Source organism: Amorphoplanes digitatis (assembly GCF_014205335.1).
Lineage (GTDB): Bacteria > Actinomycetota > Actinomycetes > Mycobacteriales > Micromonosporaceae > Actinoplanes > Actinoplanes digitatus.
In genome coordinates, this window is the sequence record NZ_JACHNH010000001.1 from 7,663,874 (window position 1) to 7,689,109 (window position 25,236).

The following is a 25,236-nucleotide window of genomic DNA, read 5'->3' on the forward strand; positions in this document are numbered from 1 at the left end:
ACGGTGGCGGCCGTTTCCCCCGCAAAGCGGACGACCCCTAGCCTGTGAAAGTTTTCATGCATAGTCTGCTGTTGTGAATGACGGAGTTGTCAGGACGGCCGAGCGGGTGCTGGATCTCTTCCAGGGCGCCCGGCTGACACCGACGCAGCGGCGGATCGCGCACAGCCTGGTCCAGCACGCCTCCTCCGCGGCCTATCTCTCCGCGGCCGAGGTCGCGGAGCTGGCCGGGGTGAGCCAGCCGTCGGTGACCCGGTTCGCCATGGCCCTGGGCTATCCGGGCTACCCCGCCCTGCGGCGCGAGCTGCGCGCCCTGGTCGGGGTCGGCGCCGCGCCGGCCGACAACGGCGACAACGCCACGCAGCGGGCGCTGCGGGCCGAGACGCGGCATCTCGAGCAGATGGCCGACCAGTTGAGCAGCCTCGACGCGGTGCGCAAGGCGGCCGGGCTGCTGTCGGCCAGCCGGCCGCTGCCGGTGCTGGGCATGCGCGCGGCCGGTCCGCTCGCGGCCTATTTCGGGTATTTCGCCGCCAAGGTGCTGCCGGATGTGCGGGTTCTCGACGGCGGGGGCACGATGCTGCTGGACCGCCTGGATCAGGCCCGCGCGGCCGGTGCGACTGCGATGCTGGCGATCGTGCTGCCGCGTTATCCGCGCGAGACACTTGAATTGATCCGTGAGGCCCGCAGCACCGGCCTGGCCGTCGTGGCGCTCACCGACTCGGCGGTCAGCCCGGCCGCCGAGCACGCCGACGTCGTCCTGCCCGCGCCGGTCGGAACACAGCTCGTGTTCGACCTGCACACCGGCCCGATGGCGATGGCGATGGTGCTGCTGCAGGCGATGTGCGACGCCGCGCCCGAGCAGACACAGGCCCGCCTGGAGGAGTTCGAGGCGACCGCCTCCCGCCGCCACATCTTTGAAGCGTGAAGGAGCATTCGATGTCGATCCGAGCGACGCGCGGCACCGCCCGTACCGCCAAGGGGTGGCCCCAGGAGGCCGCCAAGCGGATGCTGATGAACAACCTCGACCCCGACGTCGCCGAGCGCCCCGACGACCTGGTGGTCTACGGCGGCACCGGGCGCGCGGCCCGGGACTGGCCCTCGTTCCACGCGATCGTGCGGGAGCTGGACGTGCTCGCGGACGACGAGACACTGCTGGTGCAGTCGGGCCGGCCGGTCGGCGTGTTCCGCACCCACGAGTGGGCGCCGCGGGTGCTGCTGGCGAACTCGAACCTGGTCGGCGACTGGGCCACCTGGCCGGAGTTCCGCCGCCTGGAGAAGCTCGGCCTGACCATGTACGGCCAGATGACCGCCGGCTCCTGGATCTACATCGGCACCCAGGGCATCCTCCAGGGCACCTACGAGACGTTCGCGGCCGTCGCGGCCAAGCGCTACGGCGGCGACCTGTCGGGGACGCTCACGCTGACCGCCGGCTGCGGCGGCATGGGCGGCGCGCAGCCGCTCGCGGTGACGATGAACGGCGGCGCCTGCCTGATCGTCGACGTGGACGAGTCCCGGCTGCGCCGCCGGGTCAAGGACCGCTACCTGGACACGGTGGCCGCGGACCTGGACGACGCCGTCGCGCAGGCCGAGGCGGCCAAGCGGGACCGCGTCGCGCGGAGCATCGGCGTGGTGGGCAACGCCGCCGAGGTCTTCCCCGAGCTGCTGCGCCGGGGCGTGGCGATCGACATCGTCACCGACCAGACCAGCGCGCACGACCCGCTGAGCTACGTGCCGATCGGCGTCGACGTGGCCGACTACGCCGAGTACGCCGCGGCCAAGCCGGAGGAGTTCACCGAGCGGGCCCGGGCGAGCATGGCGGCGCACGTCGAGGCCATGGTCGGCTTCCTGGACGGCGGCGCCGAGGTGTTCGACTACGGCAACTCGATCCGCGGTGAGGCACAGCTCGGCGGCTACGAGCGGGCGTTCGCGTTCCCCGGCTTCGTGCCGGCGTACATCCGGCCGCTGTTCGCCGAGGGCAAGGGTCCGTTCCGCTGGGCGGCGCTCTCCGGCGACCCGGCCGACATCGCCGCCACCGACCGCGCGGTGCTGGACCTCTTCCCCGAGAACGAGCCGCTGGCCCGGTGGATCCGGATGGCCGGCGAGCGGGTCGCGTTCCAGGGGCTGCCGGCGCGGATCTGCTGGCTCGGCTACGGCGAGCGGGACAAGGCCGGCGTGCGCTTCAACGACATGGTCGCCCGCGGCGAGGTCTCCGCGCCGCTGGTCATCGGCCGCGACCACCTCGACGCCGGTTCGGTCGCCTCGCCGTACCGCGAGACCGAGGCGATGCTGGACGGCTCGGACGCGATCGCCGACTGGCCGCTGCTCAACGCGATGATCAACACCGCGAGCGGGGCCAGCTGGGTCTCGATCCACCACGGCGGCGGCGTCGGCATCGGCCGCTCGATCCACGCCGGCCAGGTCTGCGTCGCCGACGGCACCGCGCTGGCCGGCCAGAAGATCGAGCGGGTGCTCACCAACGACCCCGGCATGGGCGTGATCCGGCACGTCGACGCCGGCTACGAGTCCGCGGCCGCCGCGGACGTGCACATCCCGATGAGGGACTCATGAGCGCGGCCTTTGCGCGGCTCTGGGCCGAGATCGCGCCGATCGGCCGCGAAGACAACGGCGGTTATCTCCGGTACGCCCTGAGCGAGCCGGAGCTGAGGTTACGCGACTGGTTCCGCGACCAGGCGGACCGGCGCGACATGACCGTGACCGAGGACGGCAACGGCAACCTGTTCGCCTGGTGGGGCACGCCGTGGGCGCCCGGGACCGTGCTGACCGGCTCGCACTTCGACTCGGTGCCGCACGGCGGCGGGTACGACGGGCCGCTCGGCATCGTCAGCGCGTTCCTCGCCGTCGACCTGCTCCGGGAGCGCGGGGTGACCCCCGCGCGGCCGATCGGCGTCGCCGCCTTCGTCGAGGAGGAGGGCGGCCGCTTCGGCGTGCCCTGCCTCGGCTCGCGGTTGATGACCGGCGCGATCGACCCGGACCGGGCGGCGGCGCTGCGCGACCGCGACGGCGTGACGTTCGGCGAGGCGCTCGGCGCCCGGCCGGCGGGTGCGTCGTCCCTGCTGGCGTCCCGGGTGGCCGCGGTGGTCGAGCTGCACATCGAGCAGGGCCGGGCCCTGGAGGTGCCGGTCGGTGTCGCGAGCGCGATCTGGCCGCACGGCCGCTGGCGGATGGACTTCACCGGCGACGGGGACCACGCGGGCACCACCCGGATGATCGACCGGCACGACCCGATGCTGACGTTCGCGCACACGGTGCTGGCCGCCGACCGGGAGGCGCGGCTCGCCGGTGCGCACGCCACGATCGGCCGGGTCTCGGTCGAGCCGAACGCCACGAACGCGATCCCGTCGCTGGTCCGCGGCTGGCTGGACGCCCGCGCGGCGGACACACCGACGATGGAACGCCTGGTCGAGGCCGTGGTGAAGCAGGCGGTGGAGCGGGCCGGCCAGGACGGCACGCAGGTCAGCGTCGAGCCCGAGTCGGTCTCGCCGGAGGTCGCGTTCGACACTTCGCTGGCCGGGCGGCTGTCCGCCCTGCTCGGCGGCGCGCCGATCCTGCCGACCGGCGCCGGTCACGACGCGGGCGTGCTGTCGGCGCACGTGCCGACCGCGATGCTCTTCGTCCGCAACCCCACCGGGGTCTCGCACGCACCCGCCGAGCACGCGTCCGATGAGGACTGCGGCGCCGGCGTCGAGGCGCTGGCGACCGTTCTCGCGGAGTTGACATGACCTACTTCGCCGAGCACGCGTGGGTCGGCGGTGCCGTCGCGCGCAACGTGCGGATCGAGGTGAGCGACGGCCGCTTCACCGCGGTGACCCCGGACTCGCCTGCCGGCGGCACCCGGCTGCCCGGCCTGGTGCTGCCCGGGCTGGCGAACGCGCACTCGCACGCGTTCCACCGGGCGTTGCGCGGCCGCACGCACGGCGACCGCGGCAGCTTCTGGACCTGGCGCGAGCTGATGTACTCCGTGGCCGGGCGCCTCGACCCCGACAGCTACCTGGCCCTGGCCCGGGCCGTGTACGGCGAGATGGCCCTGGCCGGGATCACCTGCGTCGGCGAGTTCCACTACCTGCACCACGGGCCGGACGGCACCGCGTACGACGATCCGAACGCGATGGGGCACGCGCTCATCGAGGCAGCCCGCGAGGCCGGCATCCGGATCACGTTGCTGGACACCCTCTACCTGACGTCCAGCGTGGACGGCAAGCCGCTCGAGGGCGTGCAGCGCCGCTTCGGCGACCGGGGCCTCGACGGCTGGGAGGACCGGGTCGCCGCGCTGCGGCCCGCGCCGCACGCGCTGATCGGCGCGGCGGTGCACTCGGTACGGGCCGTGCCCGCGCGTTTCCTCACCGGGCTCGCCGGACGCGCCCCGCTGCACGTGCACCTGTCGGAGCAGCGCGCCGAGAACGAACAGTGCAAGGCCGTGCATGGCTGCACACCCACCGAGCTGCTGCTGCGGCACGGCATCCTCGGCCCGGGCACCACCGCCGTCCACGCGACCCACCTCACCGACGCCGACGTCAAGGCGCTCGGCGGCAGCGGCACGAACGTCTGCCTGTGCCCGACCACCGAACGCGACCTGGCCGACGGCATCGGCCGCGGCCGGGACCTGGCCGACGCCGGGGTCACGCTGAGCCTCGGCAGCGACAGCCAGGCCGTCATCGACCTCTTCGAGGAGGCCCGCGGCGTCGAGCTGGACGAGCGGCTCGCCACCGAGCGGCGCGGCCACTTCACCCCGGCCGAGCTGCTCTCTGCGGCGACCGCGCACGGCTCGCTTGGCTGGTCGGACGCCGGCCGCATCGCCGTCGGCGACCGGGCCGACCTGGTCGCGGTCTCGCTGGAGAGCGTCCGCACGGCCGGCGTCGACCCGGCCGGCGCGGTGTTCGCGGCGACGGCCGCCGACGTCACCCACGTGGTCGCCGACGGCCGCCTCATCGTGGACGAAGGCCGGCACACCGGCTTCGACGTGGCCTCAGCACTGCGGGAGGCCCTGTCATGAGCGAGCTTGCGAGCGAATCATCAACTCAGTTCCGAGCTCATGTCGTCGCCGGAGCGCCAGCGGAGGTGGCGGCATGAGTCTTCTGGTCACCAACATCGGTGAGCTGGTCACCAACGATCCCGACACCGGGGTGCTGCTCGACGCGGCCGTGGTTCTCGACGGCGAGCGGATCGTCTGGGCCGGGCCTCGGCTCAGCGCACCCGACGCCGACGAGCGCCTCGACGCCGGCGGCGGGGCGGTAATACCCGGCTTCGTGGACAGCCACGCGCACCTCGTCTTCGCCGGCGACCGGGCCGGCGAGTTCGAGGCGCGGATGAACGGCGAGCCGTACACCGGCGGCGGCATCCGCACGACCGTCGCCGCCACCCGCGCCGCCGGCGACGACGAGCTGCTGGCGGGTGCGCGGCGGCTCGTGCTGGAGGCACGGCGGCAGGGCACCACCACGGTCGAGATCAAGAGCGGCTACGGCCTGAGCGTCGAGGACGAGGCCCGCAGCCTGCGGATCGCCCGGCAGCTCACCGACGAGACCACGTTCCTCGGCGCGCACGTCGTCCCGGCCGAGTACGCCGACGACCCCGACGGCTACGTCGCGCTGGTCAGCGGGCCGATGCTCGAGGCCGTCACGCCGTACGCGAAATGGATCGACGTCTTCTGCGACCGGGGCGCCTTCGACGGTGACCAGGCCCGGGAGGTGCTGACCGCGGGCGTGAAGGCCGGGCTGATGCCGCGGGTGCACGCCAACCAGCTCGTCGCCGGGCCGGGCGTGCGGCTCGCCGTCGAGCTCGGCGCCGCCAGCGCCGATCACTGCACCCACCTGAGCGACGCGGACGTCGCCGCCCTGGCCGGCTCGGAGACCGTCGCGACGCTGCTGCCCGGCGCCGAGTTCTCGACCCGCTCGCCGTACCCGGACGCCCGCCGGCTGCTCGACGCCGGCGTGACCGTCGCCCTGGCGACGGACTGCAACCCGGGTTCGTCGTACACGTCCTCGATGCCGTTCTGCCTGGCGCTCGCCGTCCGCGAGATGCGGATGACGCCGGCGGAGGCCCTGTGGGCCGCGACCGCGGGCGGCGCCCGCGCGCTGCGCCGCGACGACATCGGCGTCGTGCGCGCCGGGGCGCGCGGCGACCTCGTCGTCCTCGACGCCCCCTCCTACCTGCACCTGGCCTACCGGCCCGGCGTTCCCCTGATCAAGACAGTTCTGCACGACGGAGTGCCCCAATGACAGTTTTTGTTGAACCCACCGGCATCACGCCCGCCGACGTCGTCGCGGTCGCCCGCCACGACGCGCGGGTCGAGCTCACCGACGCCGCCCGCGAGGCGATGGCCCGCAGCCGCGACATCGTCGACTCGATCGAGGCCTCCGGCCGGCCGGTCTACGGGGTGTCGACCGGCTTCGGCGCCCTGGCGAACACCTCCATCGCCCCGGAGCGCCGGGCGGAGTTGCAGCACGCGCTGATCCGCTCGCACGCCGCGGGCATCGGCGCGCCGATGCCGCGCGAGGTGGTCCGCGCGATGATGCTGCTGCGGGTGCGCTCGCTCGCCATGGGCCTGTCCGGTGTCCGGCCGGTGCTCGCGCAGGGCCTTGTCGACCTGCTCAACAACGACATCACGCCGTGGGTGCCCGAGCACGGCTCGCTGGGCGCCTCCGGTGACCTCGCGCCGCTCGCGCACTGCGCGCTGGCGCTGCTCGGCGAGGGCTGGGTGCTGGGCAAGGACGGCGCGCGACTGTCGGCGGCCGACGCGCTGCACGGCGCCGGGCTGGAGCCGCTCGAGCTGGCCGCCAAGGAGGGCCTGGCGCTGATCAACGGCACCGACGGCATGCTCGGCATGCTGCTGCTCGCGGTCGAGGACGCCACGCACCTGTTCGCGATGGCCGACGTGACCGCGGCGCTGGCGATCGAGGCGATGCTCGGCTCCGACCGGCCGTTCATGCCCGAGCTGCACTCCATCCGGCCGCACCCCGGGCAGGCCGACTCGGCGGCGAACATCCACCGGCTGCTACAGGACTCGGCCATCATGGACTCGCACCGCGACGACCTGGCGCACGCCGTGCAGGACGCCTACTCGATGCGCTGCGCACCGCAGGTGGCCGGCGCGGCCCGCGACACGTGCGAGTTCGCCCGGACCACGGCCGAGCGGGAGCTGCGCTCGGTGGTGGACAACCCGGTCGTGCTCGGCGACGGCCGGGTCGAGTCCACCGGAAACTTCCACGGCGCCCCGCTGGGCTTCGCCGCGGACTTTCTCGGTATCGCCGCGGCCGAGGTCGGCGCGATCGCCGAGCGCCGCGTCGACCGGCTGCTGGACGTGACCCGCAACCGGTCGCTGCCGCCGTTCCTCGCGCCGGACGCGGGCGTCAACTCGGGCCTGATGATCGCCCAGTACACGGCCGCCGGGATCGTCGCGGAGAACCGGCGGCTGGCGTCGCCGGCCTCGGTGGACTCGCTGCCGACCAGCGGCATGCAGGAGGACCACGTCTCGATGGGCTGGGCCTCGGCGAAGAAGCTGCGGACCATCCTCGACAACCTGACGAGCGTGCTCGCGGTCGAGCTGATCGCCGCGGTGCGGGGCATCCAGCTGCGTGCGCCGCTGACGCCGTCGCCCGCCGGGCGTGAGGCGGTCGCCGCGGTGGCCGCGTTCGCCGGCGAGCCCGGCCCGGACGTGTTCCTCGCGCCGGTGATGGAGCAGGCCCGCGGGGTCGTCTCCGGGCAGGCGCTGCGGGGCGCGATCGAGACCACGGTCGGGCCGCTGCGGTAACAGGGTCTGAACCCGCGGGGTGGCTCCGTGAAACCGAACGGGGCTAGCTTGCACCGATGCGTCCGAACACGACAGGTCTTCGGCGCCGCCTGGCCCGGGCCGGCCAGGCGGCGTCCGGCAACCTGCGACTGCCAGTACGCCCCGCCGCGGCGCCGGTCACGGTCGTCAATCTCGCGCCGAACCCGTCGTTCCGGTCCGGGCGCGCGGACGGCACGTTCGACCGGCCGCTCGACCCGGACGGCGTCTATGTCCACCCGCACAGCGCGGCCCGCTCGGCGCCGGTGCCCGGCCTGGGTGTCACCGGCGCCCTGGTGACCGGCGCGGGCGCGAACAACGACAGCCACATCGCGCCGGGCGGCCGGGACCAGGCCGGTGACCTCCGGCTCGGCATGCGGCCCGGCGGCACCTACACGGCCGGCGTCTCGGTCTTCCTGCCCGGGCCGCTCACCGGCGCGCTCAACCCGTACGCGCTGCGGATCATCCCCGGCTGCGTGCGGGGCGGCACGGCGAACTTCCACCTGGCCGCGTCGCCGCCGGCCCGCAACGAGTACGGCGACCACCGCGTCAGCGTCACCTTCACCCTGCCGGAGAACGCCACCGCCGCCTGGATACGCCTGCTCGCGGGGATGTCGCAGGGCCACGGCGAGGCGTACTGGCACTCCTTCTCGCTGACCGAGGGCGACGCGCCCGTGGCGTACTTCGACGGCGACACCGACGACGACGTGTTCTTCACCTACGTCTGGCTGGGGACACCCGGCGCCTCGCCGTCGCGGCGCACACTGCGGCCGTACCGGGAGATCCTCGCCCGGACCGACCGCCGGGCGATCGCCGACGAGGCCGCGCGCCTCGGGCGAGCCGGCGCGGCCGCCGAGGCCGACGCGCTGGTCGCCGGCCTCGCCGCCCAACGGGACCCGGTCTACCGGCTCGCCGCCGCGCGCCGCCTGGTGGACCGCGGTGAGTACGCCGCGGCCCGGCACCGGCTGCGCAAGATGATCAAGACCGACGACGAGACCGGGGACGCCGCCGTCGAGCTGGGCCGCCTGCACGAGCGCAGGCGCGACTGGGCCGGCGCCGAGCTGCTCTACCGGGAGGCCGCCGCCAAGCGGCCGGACGACCGCGAGCGCTTCTACCGCCGGGCATACATGCTGGACAAGCTCCAGCGCCGCGACGACAGCAAGAAGGCCGCCGGCCAGGGACTGGCCGTCGACAGCGACCTGCCGTTCGACGGCAGGGCCGTGCTGGACCTGGACGTGAAGTGCTTCGGCGCGCGGCGCGAGGTCGGCCTCTTCCTCGCCGAGCACCTCGATCAGATCCGCCGGCAGGCCCGTCAGCGCCTCGACCGCCCGGCCGTCACCGCGCTCGAGATGCCGATCTTCATCTACTGGGCGCAGGGCTTCGAGTCCGCGCCGCCGCTGGTGCGGCGCTGCGCGCAGACGCTGCGGGAGAACAACCCGCATGCGCAGGTGCACGAGCTGTCGGACGCGAACCTGGCCTACTACGTGGACATGCCTGCCGACCTGTGCGACGCGCTGGGCGACAACAAGACCAACTTCTCCGATCTGGTACGCCTGGCGCTGCTGGAGAAGTTCGGCGGCATCTGGGTCGACGCGACCGTGTACGCACCGGTGGCGCTGAGCGAGCCGGTGGCCGCCGCGCTCGGCGACAGCGGCTTCTTCGCCTTCAACTACCACGGGCCGTACATCTCGAACTGGTTCCTCGCCGCCCGGCCCGGCAGCTATGTGGCACACCTGTGGCGCGCCGCGATGTACCTGTGGTGGGAGCAGCGCGGCGAGCTGATCGACTACTTCCTCGCGCACCACGTCTTCGAGATGCTGTACCACCTCGACGCCGACTTCGCCGCCGAGTGGGACAAGGGCAACCGGATCAGCACCCGGCCGGCGCACGCGTTGCAGCAGGCGATGTTGCAGCCGTACGACGCCGCGGACTTCGACCGCCTGCTGAGCGGCTCGTTCGCGCACAAGCTGCGGTACAAGTACCAGCCGCAGCAGGTGACGAGCGAGTCCTACCTCGCGCACCTGGTCCGCGGCGACCACCGGTCCTAGCGGGGAAGCTCCTTGGCGATGACCTTGGAGAGCGCGCGGAACGCCTGGCCGCGGTGGCTGATCGCGTCCTTCTCCGCCGGACTCAGCTCCGCGTTGGTCCGGCTCTGCCCGTCGCCGAGGAAGACCGGGTCGTAGCCGAAGCCACCCGTGCCGCGCCGCGACCGCAGGATCTGGCCGCGCTGCCGGCCCTCGACCAGGTGCTCCCGGCCGTTGGGCAGCACCAAGGCCGCCGCGCAGACGAACGCGCAGCCGCGGTGCTCGTCCGCCACGTCGCCGATCTGGGCCAGGACCAGGTCCAGGTTGGCGTTGTCGTCGCCGCCGCCGGACCAGCGGGCGCTGAAGACGCCGGGCATCCCGTTGAGCGCGTCGACCGACAGGCCGGAGTCGTCGGCGACGGTCGGCAGGCCGGTCCGGGACGCGCCCTCGCGGGCCTTGATCAGCGCGTTCTCGCCGAACGTCAGCCCGGTCTCCGGCACCTCCGGGTAGCCCGGGAAGTCGCCGAGCCCGACCAGCTCGACGCCGCCGGAGCCCAGCGACCGGTCGAGGATCCGCTGGAGCTCGAGCAGCTTCTTCGGGTTCGCCGTGGCCAGCAGGAGCCGGGCGGTCACGACGCCAGGGCCTTCTGCTGGGCGGCGGCCAGCTCGGCGCAGCCGAGGACGCCCAGGTCGAGCAGCGCGTCGAGCTGGTCGCGGCGGAAGACGTTCGCCTCGCCGGTGCCCTGCACCTCGACGAAGTCGCCGTCGCCGGTGCAGACCACGTTCATGTCCACCTCGGCGGCGACGTCCTCGAGGTACATCAGGTCGAGGCGGGGCTCGCCGTCGATGACGCCGACGCTGACGGCCTGGATCGAGCGGTGCATGACCGCGGCCGGCTTGCCCGCCAGCGACTTGCGCTCGGCGAGCCAGGTCACCGCGTCGTGCAGCGCCACGTAGGCACCGGTGATCGCCGCCGTCCGGGTGCCGCCGTCGGCCTGGAGCACGTCGCAGTCCAGCACGATCGAATTCTCGCCGAGTGCCTTCAGGTCGATGCACGCCCGCAGGCTGCGGCCGATCAGCCGGGAGATCTCCTGGGTACGGCCGCCGACCTTGCCCTTGACGCTCTCCCGGTCGCCGCGGGTGTTCGTCGCGCGCGGGAGCATCGCGTACTCCGCGGTGACCCAGCCGAGGCCGGAGCCCTTGCGCCAGCGCGGAACGCCCTCGGTCACGCTCGCGGTGCAGAGGACCCGGGTGTCGCCGAACTCGACGAGCACCGATCCCTCCGGATGGATGCTCCACCGGCGGGTCAGGGTCACGGGTCGTAGTTGGCCGGACTCTCGGCCGTCAGGTCGCGCCATGCCAAGAGCCTAGGGGGATCGGCGCTACCGGGCGTCGCCGGGTGCCGCCGCCGCGACCGCCGGCACGGCGGGGCGCAGCGCCCGCTCGGACGCCGGGGCCGGCACCTGCTGCCGGGCCATGACGGCTGAGCTGCGGCCGGACGGCAGGGCATCGTGCGTGCGCAGGAAGCCCTCGACGGCCTGCGGCCAGCCGAACAGCTCGGCGCGGGCCCGGGCCGCGGCGCGCCGCTCGCCCTCCGGACGGTCCATCAGCTTGCGTACGCCCTCGGCGAAGGCGTCCGGGGTGCCCGGCACCGCCATGCCCGCGTCGCCGACGACCTCGGGCAGGGCGCTGGCCGCGTTGACCACGACCGGCGTGCCGCAGGCCAGGGCCTCGAGCGCGGCGAGCCCGAACGTCTCGACCGGTCCCGGCGCGACGGCGACGTCGGCGCTGGCCAGCAGCGCGGCCACGTCGTCGCGGTCGGAGATGTGCCCGGCGAAGCGCACCGGCAGCCGGGCGGCCCGGTAGGCGAGCGCGGCGCGGCGGGCGCCGTCGCCGGCCATGACCAGAACGGCCGGCGCTTTGGCGGCGCGCAGCGCGGCGACCGTGTCGACGGCCAGCTCGGGGCGCTTGTCCGCGGAGAGCCGGCTGCAATAGACGACGAGCAGCTCGTCCGGGCGGGCGTAGCGCGACCGGACCGCGGCGTCGGCGCGGCTGGGGTGGAACTGGCGCAGGTCGACGCCGAGCGGCACCTCCACCAGGTTCGGCACGCCGAGGCGGCGGAACTCGGCCGCGGCGAACGCCGTCGTGCAGACGATCTGGTCGAAGGCCTCGGCGGTGCGCCGGTTGAGCCGGTCGGCGAGCGAGTCGCGGGCCGGCATGCCCCAGACGCCGAGCAGGCCCGCCAGGCTCTCGTGGGACACCATCATCGAGCCGACCCCGCGATCGCGGGCCCAGCGGCCGGTCCAGCGCAGCGTCGCCCGGTCGGAGACCTCCAGCCGGTCGGGCTCCAGGTGGTCGAGCAGCCGGGTCAGCTCGCGGCGCGAGGCCAGCACGCGGTAGCCGCCCGTACGGGGAAGGCGGTGGCCCGGCAGCGTGATGACGCGGCCCTGCGTGGTCATCTTGTCGGAGCGCTCGCGCCCGGGGACGATCAGGATGGGCTCGTGACCGGCCCGCTGATAGCCCTCACCGAGGTTACGCAGCGCGGTACGCAACCCGCCCGACCGAGGTGAGACGAAGTTCGCCAGTCGGACGATGCGCAACCCGCTCATGCAAGCCCACTCCAGAGTCACTTGATCGGTGGTCCGTCGTGCCGTCCCCTCGGCAGGCTCAGAGATCGTAGCGGGCACCCGGCCGGACGACCTCCACCGGACCCGAGTAAGCCGCCGATGCGGCCTCCACAGTAGATGCCTCGCTGACCCACGCGGGTACGAGATGGGTCAGCAGGAGCTTGCGGACATCGGCCTTGGTGGCCGCCTCGCCCGCCTCGCCGCCGGTGAGGTGCAGGTCAGGCGGGTTGTTCACGCCGTCGAGGTAGCTGGCCTCGCAGAGGAAGAGGTCCGCGCCCTGCGCCAGGCGCAGCAGCGAATCACACGGAGCGGTATCGGATGAATACGCCAGGACACCGCCGTTGTGTTCCACGCGGACGCCGTACGTCTCGATCGGATGGTTGACCCGGTCGACGGTGACCGTTAACGGACCGATGGGAAAGGTGCCGGGCTGCAACGCGTAGAACGTGTATACGTCGTCGACCGGCTCGTTCTCCGAGCTGTACGCCGCCGAGATGCGCTCCGCGGCGCCCATCGGCGCGTACACCGGCAGCGGGGGCATCGGGCCGCCCGGCGCGTAGCGGCGCACGACGACGTAGGTGCACGCGTCCAGCATGTGGTCGCAGTGCAGGTGGGTCAGCAGGATGGCGTCGACGGCCCCGATGCCCGCGTAGCGCTGAAGCGCCGACAGCGATCCGGAGCCGAAGTCGATCAGCAGCCGGAAGCCCTCGGCCTCGACGAGGTAGGCGGAACAAGCCGCCTCGGGGCCGGGAAAACTGCCGGCACAGCCGAGAACGGTCAGTCGCATATGGGTACCTCTGGTTCACGCTCGGTCGTCCACTCGGCCAAGTTTCCTGCTCCTTGAAAGACACTTGTCCCCAAGAATCGGCCCTCGGTCGAGACGGCAGACCAGTCAATCACGCTGCGCAGCCTACGCCGGGACCAGCACGTCACATAAACGTCTGATCGATTTGTCGCCAAATCGACAACGTAAGTCACACGCGCCGTGACCTGGGTCATTTTCTTGTCCGTTACGCCAAGTGAGTCAATTTCGTTGCACAGGGTGAAGTAACAACACCGGTCAAATCGGAGGCAGCGTGGCGACGACGGGCGTGGAAGAACCGCGGCGGACCCGGGTTCCGGTTCAGGACTCCCCCGCCCCGGACGTGGTCCCGTTCGGATGGGAGTCGGACCCGGCCAACACGGCGGGCGCGGCCGACGAGGACGAGGCCTTCTTCCGTTTCCCGGCCGCCGACGATCCCGCGCCGGGCGCCCGGCGGCTGCTGGCCATGTCCGTCTACGCGTCGTTCCTCGGCCTCGGCGGCGTCGGAGTCGGCGTGCGCGGGATGGTGTCGCAGATCGGCGGCGGCGTGCCCGACTGGTACGTGCCGGTGCTCGCCTTCCTCGGCATGGTCAGCGTCGCGTTCTCGGTGGGCGCGTTCCTGTCCATCCACCGGCGGGTGCTGCCCTGGCTACTGCTGCTGGGCGCGGCCGTACCGCTGGCGGCCGACCTCATGCTGGCCGCGGCCTACTGAGCCGGCGGCGCGACCGTGGTCGCGCCGCCGCCGCGGGCTCACGCCCAGAGCTGACCCTCCAGGGCCTCCTCGGCCTCGCCGAGGGTGCCGCCGTATGCGCCGGTCGAGAGGTATTTCCAGCCGCCGTCGCAGACCACGAACGCCACGTCCGCACGCTTGCCGGCCTTGACCGCCTCGTGGGCGACCGCCAGCGCCGCGTGCAGGATCGCGCCGCTGGAGAAGCCGGCGAAGATGCCCTCGACCTCGACCAGTTGCCGGGTCCGCAGCACCGCGTCGCGGGTGCCGACCGAGAAACGCCTGGTCAGCACCGTCTCGTCGTACAGCTCGGGCACGTAGCCCTCGTCGATGTTGCGCAGGCCGTAGACCAGCTCGCCGTAGCGCGGCTCGGCCGCGACGATCTGGATGCCGTCGACCTTCTCCCGCAGGAACCGGCCGGTGCCCATCAGCGTGCCCGTGGTGCCGAGACCCGCCACGAAGTGGGTGATCGTCGGCAGGTCATGCAGCAGCTCCGGCCCGGTGGTCTCGTAATGGGCGCGGGCGTTGCCCGGGTTGCCGTACTGGAAGAGCATGACCCAGTCGGGGTGCTCGGCCGCGATCTGCTTCGCCGTCGCGACCGCCTGGTTCGACCCGCCCGCGGCCGGCGAGAAGATGATCTCCGCGCCGTACATGCGGAGCATCTGCACGCGCTCCGAGGAGACGTTCTCCGGCATCACGCAGACCAGCCGGTAGCCGCGCAGCTTCGCGACCATGGCCAGGGAGATGCCGGTGTTGCCGCTGGTCGGCTCCAGGATCGTGTCGCCCGGACGGAGCCGCCCGGACTCCTCCGCCTCGCGCACCATGAACAGCGCCGGGCGGTCCTTGATGCTGCCGGTCGGGTTGCGGTCCTCCAGCTTGGCCCAGAGCCGCACCGGCGGTGCCCCTTCGGGCACCGTCGGCGAGAGGCGGGGCAGGCCGACCAGCGGCGTGCCCCCACAGGCGTCCAGCAGGCTCTCGTAGCGAGCCATCGGCTACTGGCCTTCGGTCAGCTTCGGGCTGCCGAGCAGGGCCGCAGCGGCGGCGAAGCCCAGTGCACCGCCGGCGACGGCCGGCAGGATCGTCACGGCGTCGCCGTCGGCCAGCTTCGCCTCGAGCGCGCCCAGGAAGCGGACGTCCTCGTCGTTGACGTAGATGTTGACGAACCGGTGCAGGCCACCCTCGGGCGTGAGCAGCCGGCCCTTGAGGCCCGAGTGCTTGGCGTCGAGGTCGTCGATCAGGCCGGACAGGGTCTGGCCGGAACCCTCGACGACCTTCGAGCCGCCGGTGTAGCTGCGCAGGATGGTCGGTACGCGAACTTCGATAGCCATGGCTGTGATGCTCCTAGTAAAGAGAGAAGTCGAAAGAGTTCGGGGGCAGGTCGGCAGCGTCGCGTCAGCGACACTCGTAGTAGACCGATGCGGGGCTCTGCCCGAACATGTACGACTGGACGGCGTAGCCGTCCGCACTCCCACTCACGCGTCCACCGTCGCATCCACGATGTTGACCTCTTCTTCGGTCACCACACCGTCCACGATACGGAACGACCGGATCTCCTCGGAGTCCGGCTCGCGGGTTGATACCAGCACGTAATGGGCACCCGGCTCGCCGGCGAACGAGATGTCGGTGCGAGACGGGTACGCCTCCGTCGCGGTGTGCGAGTGGTAGATGACCACCGGCTCCTCGTCGTTGTCGTCCATCTCGCGCCAGACCCGCAGCTGCTCCATCGAGTCGAACTCGTAGAACGTCATCGAGCGGGCGGCGTTGTCCATCGCGATGTGCCGGGTGGGCAGGTCACTGCCGATCGCGCCGGCGACCACGCCGCAGGCCTCGTCGGGGTGGTCCCGGCGGGCGTGGGCGACGATCGCGGAAACGATCGCGCTGTCGATGGTCAGCACACCGTTCACATTACCGTGACGCGGCGGTGCGCCGGGCGTGGCCGTGCTCACGCGCGTACCGATCGACGACCGGGGTATGCCTTGGTGATGAAGCAGCGAAGAATCGGAAACGTCCAGGTGGGCGCCGTCGGGCTCGGCGGGATGCCGATGTCCATCGAGGGGCGCCCCGAGATCGGCCGCTCGGTCCGGACCGTGCACGCCGCGCTCGACGCCGGCGTCACCCTGATCGACACGGCCGACGCCTACCACCTCCATGCCGACGAGGTCGGGCACAACGAGACGCTGATCGCGCAGGCGCTGGCGAGCTGGGGCGGCGACGCCTCCGGCGTGCTGGTCGCCACCAAGGGCGGGCACCTGCGCCCCGGCGACGGGTCGTGGACCGTCGACGGCTCCCCCGCACACCTGCGCGAGGCCGTCGAGGGCTCGCTGAAGCGGCTCGGCGTCGACGCCATCGGCCTGTACCAGTTCCACCGCCCGGACCCCGGTGTCCCGTACGAGGAGTCGGTCGGCGCCGTCCGCGACCTGCTCGACGAGGGCAAGATCCGGCTGGCCGGCATCTCGAACGCGAACGTCGAGCAGATCCGGCAGGCCCGGCAGATTCTCGGCGGCCGGCTCGCCTCGGTGCAGAACCAGTTCTCGCCCGCGTTCCGCTCCTCGGAGCCCGAGCTGCGGCTCTGCGACGAGCTGGGCATCGCCTTCCTGCCGTATTCGCCGCTCGGCGGCATCGCCCGGGCCGGCGAGCTGGGCGACCGGTTCGGCGGGTTCGCGCAGGTCGCCGCCGCGCACGGCGTGAGCCCGCAGCGGGTGGCGCTCGCCTGGATGCTGGCCAAGAGCCCGCGGGTCGTCCCGATCCCGGGCGCCAGCCGACCCGAGTCGATCATCGACTCCGCCCAGGCGCCGGAACTGGCCCTGACCGACGCCGAGCAGGCCCTGCTCGACGCCGCCTAGCCCTCTTCGTCGATCTCCGGTAGCGCGTTCAGCAGGGATTCCTGCAGGTAGCCCAGGTACGCGTACACGGAGAGCTGGAATACCCGGCTCGACGCGGGGTCGTGGATGACGGCCTCGTCCAGCTCGTCGTTCAGGTCGGTGTCGCCCTGTATGTCGAGCCGGGTACCCATGGCCAGCCGCGCGTCGTTTATCGCGCGCAGCCAGGCCTCGGCCTCCTCGCCGTCCAGGCGGACCTCGCCCGGCCCGTCGTCGGGCAGCGCGGCGAGGATGGCGCCGGCCTGGTCGATCTTGCCGGTCTTGAGGTCACCCTCGGTGTAGAGGCGGAACTCGGCGGAGTCCTCGGGCCGGTCGGGGTAGATGTCCGGAAAGAGCCGGCTGACCACCGGATCGGTGTGGTCGAAGCCGTCCATGAGCAGTCCCACGACCTCGCCGGCGACCTTGCGCAGCACGCGCACCTCGTCGACGGCGAACATGGCAACGCACTGGCTGCCGTTGCGTCGGAACATCTGTCAGTCCACCTGCCAACTCACGCCCGGTCAACGGTTGCCCACAGACCGTAGCCGTGGAGTTGCGAGGCGTCCATCTCCATGCGCTCGCGCGCGCCGGCGGAGACGACCGCCTTGCCCTTGTTGTGCACGTCCATCATCAGCTGCTCGGCTTTGTCGTGGCTGTAGCCGAACAACTTCTGGAAGACCCAGGTCACGTACGACATCAGATTGACCGGATCGTCCCAGACGATCGTTACCCACGGCCGGTCATCGGCGGGCACCTCCTCGATCTGCGGCGTCTCTGCGGGAGCGACCTGAGGCAACGCCATCCCCCCATCGTGCCACGCCGATTCGGCCGGGGGTCGAACCGCCGAGGCATGCGCGTTGCGAGGCGGCACCCGGCGGGCCGCTGACCGGGAAGATCGCGGGCGGCGCCCGGGCCCGCCCCGCCAGGCTGGGCCCGGGCAGTCACGCCGGCACCGCCGAACCGTATGGGACCGCCGAATGCCCAGACAGATGTCTGAATACTCACCGTTTCGACCTCGGATACTCATTTTCGAACGTAGTACGAGCGTGACCTGAAGATGACGGATCTCGATATGCTGGCTCGGTGGAGCACTGGGAATTCGTCGGTCGCGCCGACGAGTTGGCCCGTCTCACGAGCGCCGTGACGATCGATTCGGACCGCGGTCTGATCCTCAGTGGGGCCGCCGGCATCGGCAAGAGCCGCCTGCTACAGCAGGCGGTCTCAATGCTGCCCGCCGAGCAATATTCGGTGCACCGCGCCTCGGCCAACATCGCCAGTTCCGGCCTACCTTTCGGCGGCCTCGCCCAGATCCTGCCGCCCGACGTGCCCGCCGGGCTCTCCTCGGCCGGGATGCTGCGCTGGGCGGTCGACGGCCTGCACGCCGCGGCGGGCGACCGGCCGATCGTGCTGGCGATCGACGACGCGCACCTGCTCGACCCGCCCTCCGCCGCGCTCACCCACCTGCTGGTCCGGGAGGGCGCCACGCTGCTGGGCGCGCTGCGGATCGCCGAGCCGGTGCCGACGCCGATCAGCGCACTGTGGACCGAGGGCCTGCTGAGCCACGCCGAGCTGGCGCCGCTCACCGACGAGGAGTCGCGGGAACTGCTCATCGCGCTGGTCGGCGGGCCCGTCGAGGGCGGCTCGGCGCAGCGGCTCGCCCGCCTGGGCGGCGGCAACCCCCTGCTGCTGCGCGAGCTGGTGCTGGCGGCGGTCGGCGGCGGCGAGCTGATCCGGACGTACGGGTTCTGGCGCTGGACCGGCCGCCTGACGCTGGCACCGAGCCTCGCCGACCTGGTCGACGCCCGGCTCGGCGGGCTGACGGCCGGCGTCCGCGACGTGCTCGAGCTGGTCTCGTTCGGCGAGCCGCTGGGGCTGGCGCTGCTGCTGCGCGGTGCGGAGCCCCGGGACGTGGAGGCCGCCGAGGAACGCGGCCTGATCCGGGTGGTCGCCGAGGAGCGCCGCCGCGACGTCCGGCTCGCGCACCCGCTCTACGGCGAGGTGGTCCGCCGCCGCTGCCCGGTGACCCGGTCCCGGCGGCTGCTGGCCGGCCTCGCCGACCTGGTCGAGGGCACCGGCGCCCGGCGCCGCGACGACCTGCTGCGGGTCGCCGTCTGGCGGCTCGACTCCGGCACGGCGCAGGACGCCACGCTGCTGCTCGACGCGGCCCGGCAGGCGTTCGACCGCTTCGACATCGGCCTGGCGCTGCGCCTGGCCGAGGCGGCGTACGACGCCGGCGGGGGTTTCCCAGCCGCCGAGCTGCTCGCCGCCGTGCTGCTCTTCGCCGACCAGCCGGAGGAGGCCCTCACCGTCCTGGACGGCACCCCGGACGACAACGCCCGCGCGCTCACCTCCCGCGCCGCGGTCGAGTTCCTCGGGCTCGGCCGGACCGACGCCGTCGACACGCTCGCCGGGGCCAAACCGGACGAGCCGGCCGAGGCCGCCCGGGTGCGCGCGCTCGAGGCGTTCCTCCGGCTCCAGCTCGACGAGCTCGCGGCGGCCCGCGCCCTGGCCCGCGGCGTGCTCGACGAGCCCGCGGCCGGCACCGCGACCAGGGCGCTCGCCCGGTGCGTGCTGGCGTTCCTCGCGGCGGCCGGCGGCGACCCCGGCGGCAGCGCCGAGCTGATCGCCGCGGTCGTGGCGGACACGGCGGCCTGGCGGCGCGAGACCCCCGCGGTGCAGTACGCGCTCCAGATGGCCGAGGGCACCATGGTGAGCGTGTCGATGGACCTGACGGCCATCGACCGGATCCTGGCGGCCGAGTTCGCCCGCCTCGCACAGGCCGGCGGCTTCGGGTTCGGCTCCGGCTGGGTGTCGCTGCTCCAGGCCCGGGCCGCGCTGCTGCGCGGGCGGACCGACGAGGCGCTGTGGGCCACCGAGCAGGCCTGCGCGGCGCTCGCCCCGGCCCGGGTCTACGACGGCGGCGCACACTTCGCCCGCGCCAACGTGGCGGCGCTGCTCGGACAGGTCACGCTGGCCGTCGACGCGCTGGCCGTCGCGGAGTCGGCCGCCGGCGGCGCCGTCGGGCTCTTCTACCCGTGGTGGGAGCAGGCCCGCGCGTGGACGCTGGCGTGCCGGGGCGAGCTCGCCCCGGCCGTACAGGTGCTGCGCGGCTCCGCGGCCCGGGCGCGGGCCGACGGCTTCCACGGCCACGAGCTGCTCGCCCTCTACGACCTGGTCCGGCTCGGGCGCCCGGACCTGGCCGCGGACCGGATGGCCGCCCTGGGCGGGACCGTCGGCGGGGCCGCCGCGCCGCTGCTGATCAGACACGCCCGGGCCTGCGCGGACGAGGCACCCGAGGACCTGTTCGCGGTCGCCCGGGAGTTCGCCGTGCTCGGCTACCAGCTCTTCGCTGCGGAGGCCGCGGCCGGCGCCGTCCGGATCTTCCGCCAGGCCCGGGACCCGCGGGCGCTGGCCGCGAGCACGCTGATGGCGGACGTCCTCGGCCGCTGCGGCACCATGCGCACGCCCGCGCTGCTGGCGATCCAGCCCGCGCTGACCGTCCGCGAACGCCAGGTGGCCGAGCTGGCCGCCGAGGGGGTGCGGAGCCGGGAGATCGCCGACCGGCTCTACCTGTCGCCACGCACGGTGGAGAACCACCTCCAGCGGGTCTACACGAAGCTGGGTGTGAACGGGCGAGTGGAGCTGGCTCCCGCGCTGCGCCTCTTCCCGCAATGAGCAATGGGGGCACGCGGGCGGACCGGGCGCGGCGGGCACGCCTAAGGTGAGCCGGTGACACCATTCGCGCCCGCGCTGCTGACCGACCAGTACGAGCTGACCATGGTCGGCGCCGCCCTCAAGGACGGCACGGCCAACCGCCGCAGCGTCTTCGAGGTGTTCGCCCGGCGGCTGCCCACCGGCCGCCGCTACGGCGTGGTCGCCGGCCAGGGGCGCCTCATGGAGCTCATCCGCGACTTCCGCTTCACCGCCGTCGACATCGAGTTCCTGCTCGGCTCGGGGATCGTCGACGAGACCACCGCGGCCTGGCTCGCGGACTACCGCTTCACCGGCGACATCGACGGGTACGCGGAGGGCGAGCTGTTCTTCCCCGGCTCCCCGATCATGACGGTGTCCGGCGGCTTCGCCGAGTGCGTGGTGCTCGAGACGCTCATCCTGTCGGTGCTCAACCACGACTGCGCGATCGCGGCGGGAGCGGCCCGGATGGTCACCGCCGCCCGGGGCCGGCCGATCATCGAGATGGGCTCCCGCCGTACCCATGAGGAGGCCGCCGTGGCCGCGGCCCGCGCGGCCTACCTCGCGGGTTTCGCCTCCACGTCCAACCTGGCGGCCGGCGGCCGCTACGGCATACCGACCACCGGTACGTCGGCGCACGCGTTCACGCTGCTGCACGACGACGAGCCCGCGGCGTTCGCCTCGCAGGTGGCGGCCCTCGGCAAGAACACGACGCTGCTCGTCGACACCTACGACATCGCGCAGGGCATCCGCAACGCGATCGCGGTCGCCGGGCCCGGCCTGCGCGCGGTCCGCATCGACTCGGGCGACCTGTCGGTGCTGGCCCAGCACTCCCGCGAACTGCTCGACTCGCTCGGCGCCGCGGAGACGAAGATCATCGTCTCCGGCGACATGGACGAATACTCGATCGCCACCCTGGCCGCCGAGCCCGTCGACATGTACGGCGCCGGCACCGCGGTCGTGACCGGCTCCGGCGCGCCGACGGCCGGGCTGGTCTACAAGCTGGTCGAGGTCGAGGGCCGCGCGGTGGTCAAGCGCTCGGAGAACAAGGCGACGGTCGGCGGCCGCAAGACCGCGATCCGGCGCCACAAGCCCACGGGCACCGCCACCGAGGAGATCGTGGTGTCCCAGGGCGTGCCCGACCACGTCGCCAACGACCGGCTCCTCCAGCGCTCGTTCGTCGCCGGCGGCGAGATCCTGCCGGCGCCGACGCTCGCGGAGTCCCGCGGCCACCTGCGCCAGTGCCTGATCTCGATCCCCTGGGAAGGCCTGAAACTGTCCGCCGGCGACCCGGCGATCCCGGTCACCGTGGTACCGACCTCCTGAGAGGGCATGACATGTCGCGCGCGCTCATCATCGTCGACGTTCAGAACGACTTCTGCGAGGGCGGCTCCCTGGCCGTGCTCGGCGGGGCCGGAGTGGCCGCGGGGATCACGTCGGCGCTGACCGACGGCGCCTGGGACCACGTCGTGGCGACAAAGGATTACCACGTCGATCCGGGCGCGCACTTCAGCGCACACCCGGACTTCGTCGACTCGTGGCCGGCGCACTGCGTGGTGGGCACCTCGGGCGCCGACTTCCACCCGGCGCTGCGGACGGACAAGGTCGAGGCGGTCTTTCACAAGGGCGCGCACGCGGCGGCGTACTCGGGCTTCGAGGGAAACACCACCGACGGCGAACGGCTCGCGGACTGGCTGCGGGCCCGCGAGGTGACCGAGGTCGACGTGGTCGGCATCGCGACGGACCATTGCGTACGGGCGACGGCGCTGGACGCGGCGGCGGCGGGCTTCGCCACGACCGTCCTGCTGGACCTGACCGCGGGCGTCGCGGCGGCGACCACGACGGCCGCCCTGGCCCAGTTCACGCAGGCCGAGGTGCGCACCACCGGCACCCCGGTGGTCCTCGCGACGTGACCTCGGTCTAATCCGGTTGGGGTTGTCGTACCCCTGGCGCAGACTGTCCCGCGGAGGTTAGGACCGCTATGACACTGACGCCTTACCGGGAGACGCTGGCCCTGCGCGGCATCCGCTCGCTGCTCATCGTGGCGACGCTGGCCCGCATCCCGATCACGGCGGGCACGGTCACCCTGACCCTGCACGTCACCCAGGACCTTCACCTGGGCTACGCGGCGGCCGGCCTGATCGGCGCGGCCTTCACCGTCGGCAACTCGATCGGCGCCCCGCTAATGGGCCGGATGACCGACCGCAAGGGCCTGCGCCCGGTGCTGCTGCTCACCACGGTGGCCGAGGTCGTGTTCTGGACGACGGCGCAGGCCATGCCCTACTGGGCGCTGCTGCTCGCCGCCCTGGTCGGCGGCTTCCTGACCCTGCCGGCCTTCGCGGTGGCCCGCCAGTCGATCGCCGCGCTGGCGCCCGAGTCCCACCGCCTGCCGGCCTTCGCCCTGGACTCCATCACCACCGAGCTGTCGTTCATGACAGGCCCGGCCCTGGGCGTCCTGATCTGCACCACCGCCGGCGCCCGGGCGGGCATGCTGGCCGTCGGCGCCGGCATCCTGATCTCCGGCATCGGCCTCTACCTGCTCAACCCGCCCGTCCGCGGCAAGGACGAGGCCCCGATCTCGGCCGGCGAACGCGTGCACCGCAACACCTGGCTGCGCCCCCGCCTGGTGGCGGTCCTTGCGATCAGCAGCGCGGCGACGCTGGTGCTGAGCGGCACGGACGTGGCGGTGGTCGCGGTCCTGCAAAACGCCGGGGAGGTCGAATGGACCGGGGCGGTGCTCGGCATGTGGGCGGCCTACTCGCTGGTCGGCGGGTTCGCATACGGCACCGTGCGGCAGGGCCTGTCGCCGCTGACGCTGTTCGCGCCGATGGCGCTGCTGACGATCCCGGTGGGCCTGGCCGGCGGGCACTGGTGGCTGCTGGGCCTGCTGCTGCTCCCCGCGGGCGCCCTCTGCGCCCCGACCATCACGGCGACCGCGGACGCGGTGAGCCGCCTGACCCCGGCATCGGCACGCGGCGAGGCGATGGGCCTGCACAACTCGTCACTGACGGTGGGGGTGGCCCTGGGCGCCCCACTGGCAGGCGTGGTGATGGACGTCTGGTCCCCGGCCTGGGGCTTCGCAGCCGTCGGCGGCGTGGGCCTCCTGGTGGCGGCCCTGACCCTGCCCGCCGAACTCCACCGCCGCCGCACAGCGACCACCACTCCCCCGGCCGGTTCCACTCCCGCAGCCGCCCCCGCAGCCGGCTCCGCCCCCGCAGCCGGCTCCGTTCCTGCGGCCGGCTCCGTTCCCGCGGCCGGCTCCGTTCCCGCGGCCGGCTCCGTTCCCGCGGCCGGCTCCGTTCCCGCGGCCGGCTCCGTTCCCGCGGCCGGCTCCGTTCCCGCGGCCCGCTCTGCTTCTACGGTCGGCTCCGCTCCCGCAGGCGGCTCGGCCGCGGCGGCCGGCCCGGGAGGCCTGGCGGCTGGTGCTCCGCAATCCGATGCCGCGCTGGCCTCCACCGCACCCGGCCCGGCGGGCGAATTCCTGGCCCCCTGACGCGGCGGGCGGGCACTGACCGCGCTCACCAGGTTTGCGCATGCTCGATGCCCGCCCGGAAACCTCGCGCCGAAGCCCGAGTGCTCCCAGCCCGCCGTGCCCCTACCGCCGACTCCGGGCCTCCCGCCTAGCGCCCGGCTCTCCAGGCCGCGCAGGCCTCCCGCCGACTCGGGGAACTCCTCACACAGGACGCCCCGCCAGGCCCCGCGAACCCCGGGGACTCCGGGACTCCGGGACTCCGGGACTCCGGGACCCCGGGGCTCCTCGCCCAAGCCCCGCCAAGCCGCACGGACCCCTGGCGACAGGCAACCCCTCACGAAAGACCCAGCCGCCCAGCCCGCGGAGACCCCCGACTCCGGAACTTCCACCCAAGCCAGGCCCGCCAAGCCGCACAGACCTCCCACCGATACGGGGGACCCACGAAAGACCCAGCCGCCCGGCCGTGCGGACCCGTCGCCGACTCCGGGATGCCCCACCCGAGCCGGGCGACCGAGCCGCGCTGACCTCCCGCTGGCAGCGGACACGAGAATCCCGGGTGGAGGGGCATGAAGCCGGGTCCTGACGGCAGTCACCGACCGTAATGGGGTTGGACCTGGGGATCGTGGGCCGGCGGTGTCGTACCCCCTCGCTAGGTTGCAGCCATGGGTCGTGAGGAGCTGCAACGGCAGTCGCTGGAGGCCGCGTTTGGCGACGTTGGCGTTGCACGGGTCGAATATGACGACGTCGCAGGCTGGGTGGCCTCCGCTGGTGCCAGTCCGGAGGATCCGCTGGCGGCCGAGGTCTGGGTGTTCGACGCGGACCTGTCCCAGGTTCTGCTGGTGCGTCATCCGTGGCGGGGTTGGGTTCCGCCCGGTGGGCGGGTCGAACCTGGGGAGTCGCCCCGCGAAGCAGCTCGTCGTGAGTTGTGCGAGGAGACCGGACTGGACGCCGATCTCCTCGCCCAGCCGGCCGCCGTCAGCGTCCGCTCCTACCATCCCGACAAGCCAGCGACCCTAGGACTGTCCTACGCCGCGATCGCCGACCCCGCGGCTCCGCTGATGCCCGAGCCCGGCCAGCCCGCCGCATGGATGAACCTGGCTCAATCGTGGGAGAGCTACTTCCCCGACGACCTGCCCCGCATTCGCCAGCATGCGCAGTGGCTGGCCGGCCTTGCTACTCCTGAACGGCCAACACGCTTACGCGATTGACTTACGAGACATGCCGGACCGGCAGCTACGGTCTGTGACACGTTGTCCGCCC

General features: G+C 73.0%; 21 protein-coding genes and 2 pseudogenes. 14 read left to right on the top strand and 9 right to left on the bottom strand.

Going from position 1 to position 25,236, the window contains the following annotated elements; genetic code table 11:
• Window positions 1-73 precede the first annotated feature (73 nt).
• The 7 genes from BJ971_RS33735 to BJ971_RS33765 all read left to right on the top strand — a co-directional run bounded on the left by BJ971_RS33735 (window position 74) and on the right by BJ971_RS33765 (window position 9,825).
• Window positions 74-922 carry a MurR/RpiR family transcriptional regulator gene (locus BJ971_RS33735; RefSeq protein ID WP_184997332.1) on the top strand — a complete coding sequence of 283 codons (849 nt, stop codon included), beginning with the start codon at window positions 74-76 and terminating at the stop codon, window positions 920-922.
• Between the two features lie 11 nt (window positions 923-933).
• Complete coding sequence (gene hutU, locus BJ971_RS33740) at window positions 934-2,565, top strand: urocanate hydratase (RefSeq protein ID WP_184997334.1); 1,632 nt, start codon at window positions 934-936, stop codon at window positions 2,563-2,565.
• Window positions 2,562-3,737 (top strand): allantoate amidohydrolase, encoded by a 1,176-nt coding sequence (locus tag BJ971_RS33745; protein ID WP_184997336.1) that lies wholly within the window; start codon window positions 2,562-2,564, stop codon window positions 3,735-3,737. Before hutU ends, BJ971_RS33745 begins: the two co-directional genes overlap by 4 nt.
• Window positions 3,734-5,008, top strand: a complete 1,275-nt coding sequence (locus tag BJ971_RS33750; protein ID WP_184997338.1) for a formimidoylglutamate deiminase — start codon at window positions 3,734-3,736, stop codon at window positions 5,006-5,008. The genes BJ971_RS33745 and BJ971_RS33750 overlap by 4 nt, the downstream gene beginning before the upstream one ends.
• Window positions 5,009-5,081: 73 nt before the next feature.
• Window positions 5,082-6,230: an imidazolonepropionase gene (gene hutI / locus BJ971_RS33755; RefSeq protein WP_184997341.1), complete on the top strand. Its 1,149-nt coding sequence runs from the start codon at window positions 5,082-5,084 to the stop codon at window positions 6,228-6,230.
• Window positions 6,227-7,762 carry a histidine ammonia-lyase gene (hutH, locus tag BJ971_RS33760; protein ID WP_184997343.1) on the top strand — a complete coding sequence of 512 codons (1,536 nt, stop codon included), beginning with the start codon at window positions 6,227-6,229 and terminating at the stop codon, window positions 7,760-7,762. The genes hutI and hutH overlap by 4 nt, the downstream gene beginning before the upstream one ends.
• 56 nt (window positions 7,763-7,818) lie before the next feature.
• Window positions 7,819-9,825 carry a capsular polysaccharide synthesis protein gene (locus BJ971_RS33765; RefSeq protein WP_184997345.1) on the top strand — a complete coding sequence of 669 codons (2,007 nt, stop codon included), beginning with the start codon at window positions 7,819-7,821 and terminating at the stop codon, window positions 9,823-9,825.
• On the opposite strand, the gene rdgB is transcribed toward BJ971_RS33765, so the two are convergent.
• The 4 genes from rdgB to BJ971_RS33785 are packed head-to-tail and all read right to left on the bottom strand — an operon-like array spanning window position 9,822 to window position 13,214.
• Window positions 9,822-10,433, bottom strand: a complete 612-nt coding sequence (gene rdgB, locus BJ971_RS33770) for an RdgB/HAM1 family non-canonical purine NTP pyrophosphatase (protein ID WP_184997347.1) — start codon at window positions 10,431-10,433, stop codon at window positions 9,822-9,824. The genes BJ971_RS33765 and rdgB overlap by 4 nt on opposite strands.
• On the bottom strand, window positions 10,430-11,158 hold the full coding sequence (rph, locus tag BJ971_RS33775) for a ribonuclease PH (protein WP_184997349.1): 729 nt from the start codon (window positions 11,156-11,158) through the stop codon (window positions 10,430-10,432). The genes rdgB and rph overlap by 4 nt, the downstream gene beginning before the upstream one ends.
• Window positions 11,159-11,182: 24 nt before the next feature.
• Window positions 11,183-12,409 (bottom strand): glycosyltransferase, encoded by a 1,227-nt coding sequence (locus BJ971_RS33780; protein ID WP_184997351.1) that lies wholly within the window; start codon window positions 12,407-12,409, stop codon window positions 11,183-11,185.
• A 58-nt stretch (window positions 12,410-12,467) separates the two neighbouring features.
• The gene (locus BJ971_RS33785; RefSeq protein WP_184997353.1) at window positions 12,468-13,214 is read right to left on the bottom strand and encodes an MBL fold metallo-hydrolase; all 747 of its coding nucleotides are present in this window, start codon (window positions 13,212-13,214) and stop codon (window positions 12,468-12,470) included.
• A 289-nt stretch (window positions 13,215-13,503) separates the two neighbouring features.
• On the opposite strand from BJ971_RS33785, the gene BJ971_RS33790 reads away from it, so the two are divergent.
• The gene (locus BJ971_RS33790) at window positions 13,504-13,941 is read left to right on the top strand and encodes a hypothetical protein (RefSeq protein ID WP_184997355.1); all 438 of its coding nucleotides are present in this window, start codon (window positions 13,504-13,506) and stop codon (window positions 13,939-13,941) included.
• Between the two features lie 38 nt (window positions 13,942-13,979).
• On the opposite strand, the gene BJ971_RS33795 is transcribed toward BJ971_RS33790, so the two are convergent.
• From BJ971_RS33795 to BJ971_RS33805, 3 genes and pseudogenes are all read right to left on the bottom strand, one after another.
• Window positions 13,980-14,945 (bottom strand): PLP-dependent cysteine synthase family protein, encoded by a 966-nt coding sequence (locus BJ971_RS33795; protein ID WP_184997356.1) that lies wholly within the window; start codon window positions 14,943-14,945, stop codon window positions 13,980-13,982.
• 3 nt (window positions 14,946-14,948) lie between these two features.
• Complete coding sequence (locus BJ971_RS33800) at window positions 14,949-15,284, bottom strand: MoaD/ThiS family protein (protein WP_184997358.1); 336 nt, start codon at window positions 15,282-15,284, stop codon at window positions 14,949-14,951.
• Between the two features lie 64 nt (window positions 15,285-15,348).
• Window positions 15,349-15,851, bottom strand: a pseudogene (locus tag BJ971_RS33805) (M67 family metallopeptidase).
• An 87-nt stretch (window positions 15,852-15,938) separates the two neighbouring features.
• Here BJ971_RS33805 and BJ971_RS33810 point away from each other — a divergent pair.
• On the top strand, window positions 15,939-16,799 hold the full coding sequence (locus BJ971_RS33810) for an aldo/keto reductase (RefSeq protein WP_184997362.1): 861 nt from the start codon (window positions 15,939-15,941) through the stop codon (window positions 16,797-16,799).
• Here BJ971_RS33810 and BJ971_RS33815 read toward each other — a convergent pair.
• The gene (locus BJ971_RS33815; RefSeq protein ID WP_184997364.1) at window positions 16,796-17,305 is read right to left on the bottom strand and encodes a DUF2017 domain-containing protein; all 510 of its coding nucleotides are present in this window, start codon (window positions 17,303-17,305) and stop codon (window positions 16,796-16,798) included. The two genes, BJ971_RS33810 and BJ971_RS33815, sit on opposite strands and share 4 nt — an antisense overlap.
• Before the next feature lie 20 nt (window positions 17,306-17,325).
• Window positions 17,326-17,616 carry an ATP-dependent Clp protease adapter ClpS gene (gene clpS / locus BJ971_RS33820; protein ID WP_184997366.1) on the bottom strand — a complete coding sequence of 97 codons (291 nt, stop codon included), beginning with the start codon at window positions 17,614-17,616 and terminating at the stop codon, window positions 17,326-17,328.
• A gap of 281 nt (window positions 17,617-17,897) precedes the next feature.
• Between clpS and BJ971_RS33825 the strand changes: the two genes are divergently transcribed.
• The 5 genes and pseudogenes from BJ971_RS33825 (at window position 17,898) to BJ971_RS33845 (ending at window position 25,184) form a co-directional block, all read left to right on the top strand.
• Window positions 17,898-20,489 (top strand): helix-turn-helix transcriptional regulator, encoded by a 2,592-nt coding sequence (locus BJ971_RS33825; RefSeq protein ID WP_184997368.1) that lies wholly within the window; start codon window positions 17,898-17,900, stop codon window positions 20,487-20,489.
• 54 nt (window positions 20,490-20,543) lie between these two features.
• The gene (locus BJ971_RS33830; RefSeq protein ID WP_184997369.1) at window positions 20,544-21,830 is read left to right on the top strand and encodes a nicotinate phosphoribosyltransferase; all 1,287 of its coding nucleotides are present in this window, start codon (window positions 20,544-20,546) and stop codon (window positions 21,828-21,830) included.
• A gap of 11 nt (window positions 21,831-21,841) precedes the next feature.
• Window positions 21,842-22,417: an isochorismatase family protein gene (locus tag BJ971_RS33835; protein WP_184997370.1), complete on the top strand. Its 576-nt coding sequence runs from the start codon at window positions 21,842-21,844 to the stop codon at window positions 22,415-22,417.
• A gap of 68 nt (window positions 22,418-22,485) precedes the next feature.
• Window positions 22,486-23,673 (top strand): annotated as a pseudogene (locus BJ971_RS33840) (MFS transporter); the annotation flags it as partial.
• A 965-nt stretch (window positions 23,674-24,638) separates the two neighbouring features.
• Window positions 24,639-25,184: an NUDIX domain-containing protein gene (locus BJ971_RS33845; RefSeq protein WP_184997371.1), complete on the top strand. Its 546-nt coding sequence runs from the start codon at window positions 24,639-24,641 to the stop codon at window positions 25,182-25,184.
• The last annotated feature ends 52 nt before the right edge of the window (window positions 25,185-25,236 follow it).

Bases quoted from the DNA above. Each gene is read 5' to 3' on its own strand.
- BJ971_RS33845 (WP_184997371.1), top strand. From the start codon at position 24,639: ATGGGTCGTGAGGAGCTGCAACGGCAGTCGCTGGAGGCCGCGTTTGGC.
- BJ971_RS33835 (WP_184997370.1), top strand. From the start codon at position 21,842: ATGTCGCGCGCGCTCATCATCGTCGACGTTCAGAACGACTTCTGCGAG.
- hutI (WP_184997341.1), top strand. From the start codon at position 5,082: ATGAGTCTTCTGGTCACCAACATCGGTGAGCTGGTCACCAACGATCCC.
- rph (WP_184997349.1), bottom strand. From the start codon at position 11,158: ATGGCGCGACCTGACGGCCGAGAGTCCGGCCAACTACGACCCGTGACC.
- BJ971_RS33815 (WP_184997364.1), bottom strand. From the start codon at position 17,305: ATGTTCCGACGCAACGGCAGCCAGTGCGTTGCCATGTTCGCCGTCGAC.
- BJ971_RS33810 (WP_184997362.1), top strand. From the start codon at position 15,939: ATGAAGCAGCGAAGAATCGGAAACGTCCAGGTGGGCGCCGTCGGGCTC.
- BJ971_RS33745 (WP_184997336.1), top strand. From the start codon at position 2,562: ATGAGCGCGGCCTTTGCGCGGCTCTGGGCCGAGATCGCGCCGATCGGC.
- BJ971_RS33800 (WP_184997358.1), bottom strand. From the start codon at position 15,284: ATGGCTATCGAAGTTCGCGTACCGACCATCCTGCGCAGCTACACCGGC.
- BJ971_RS33785 (WP_184997353.1), bottom strand. From the start codon at position 13,214: ATGCGACTGACCGTTCTCGGCTGTGCCGGCAGTTTTCCCGGCCCCGAG.
- BJ971_RS33765 (WP_184997345.1), top strand. From the start codon at position 7,819: ATGCGTCCGAACACGACAGGTCTTCGGCGCCGCCTGGCCCGGGCCGGC.
- BJ971_RS33750 (WP_184997338.1), top strand. From the start codon at position 3,734: ATGACCTACTTCGCCGAGCACGCGTGGGTCGGCGGTGCCGTCGCGCGC.
- BJ971_RS33780 (WP_184997351.1), bottom strand. From the start codon at position 12,409: ATGAGCGGGTTGCGCATCGTCCGACTGGCGAACTTCGTCTCACCTCGG.
- clpS (WP_184997366.1), bottom strand. From the start codon at position 17,616: ATGGCGTTGCCTCAGGTCGCTCCCGCAGAGACGCCGCAGATCGAGGAG.
- hutH (WP_184997343.1), top strand. From the start codon at position 6,227: ATGACAGTTTTTGTTGAACCCACCGGCATCACGCCCGCCGACGTCGTC.
- hutU (WP_184997334.1), top strand. From the start codon at position 934: ATGTCGATCCGAGCGACGCGCGGCACCGCCCGTACCGCCAAGGGGTGG.
- BJ971_RS33795 (WP_184997356.1), bottom strand. From the start codon at position 14,945: ATGGCTCGCTACGAGAGCCTGCTGGACGCCTGTGGGGGCACGCCGCTG.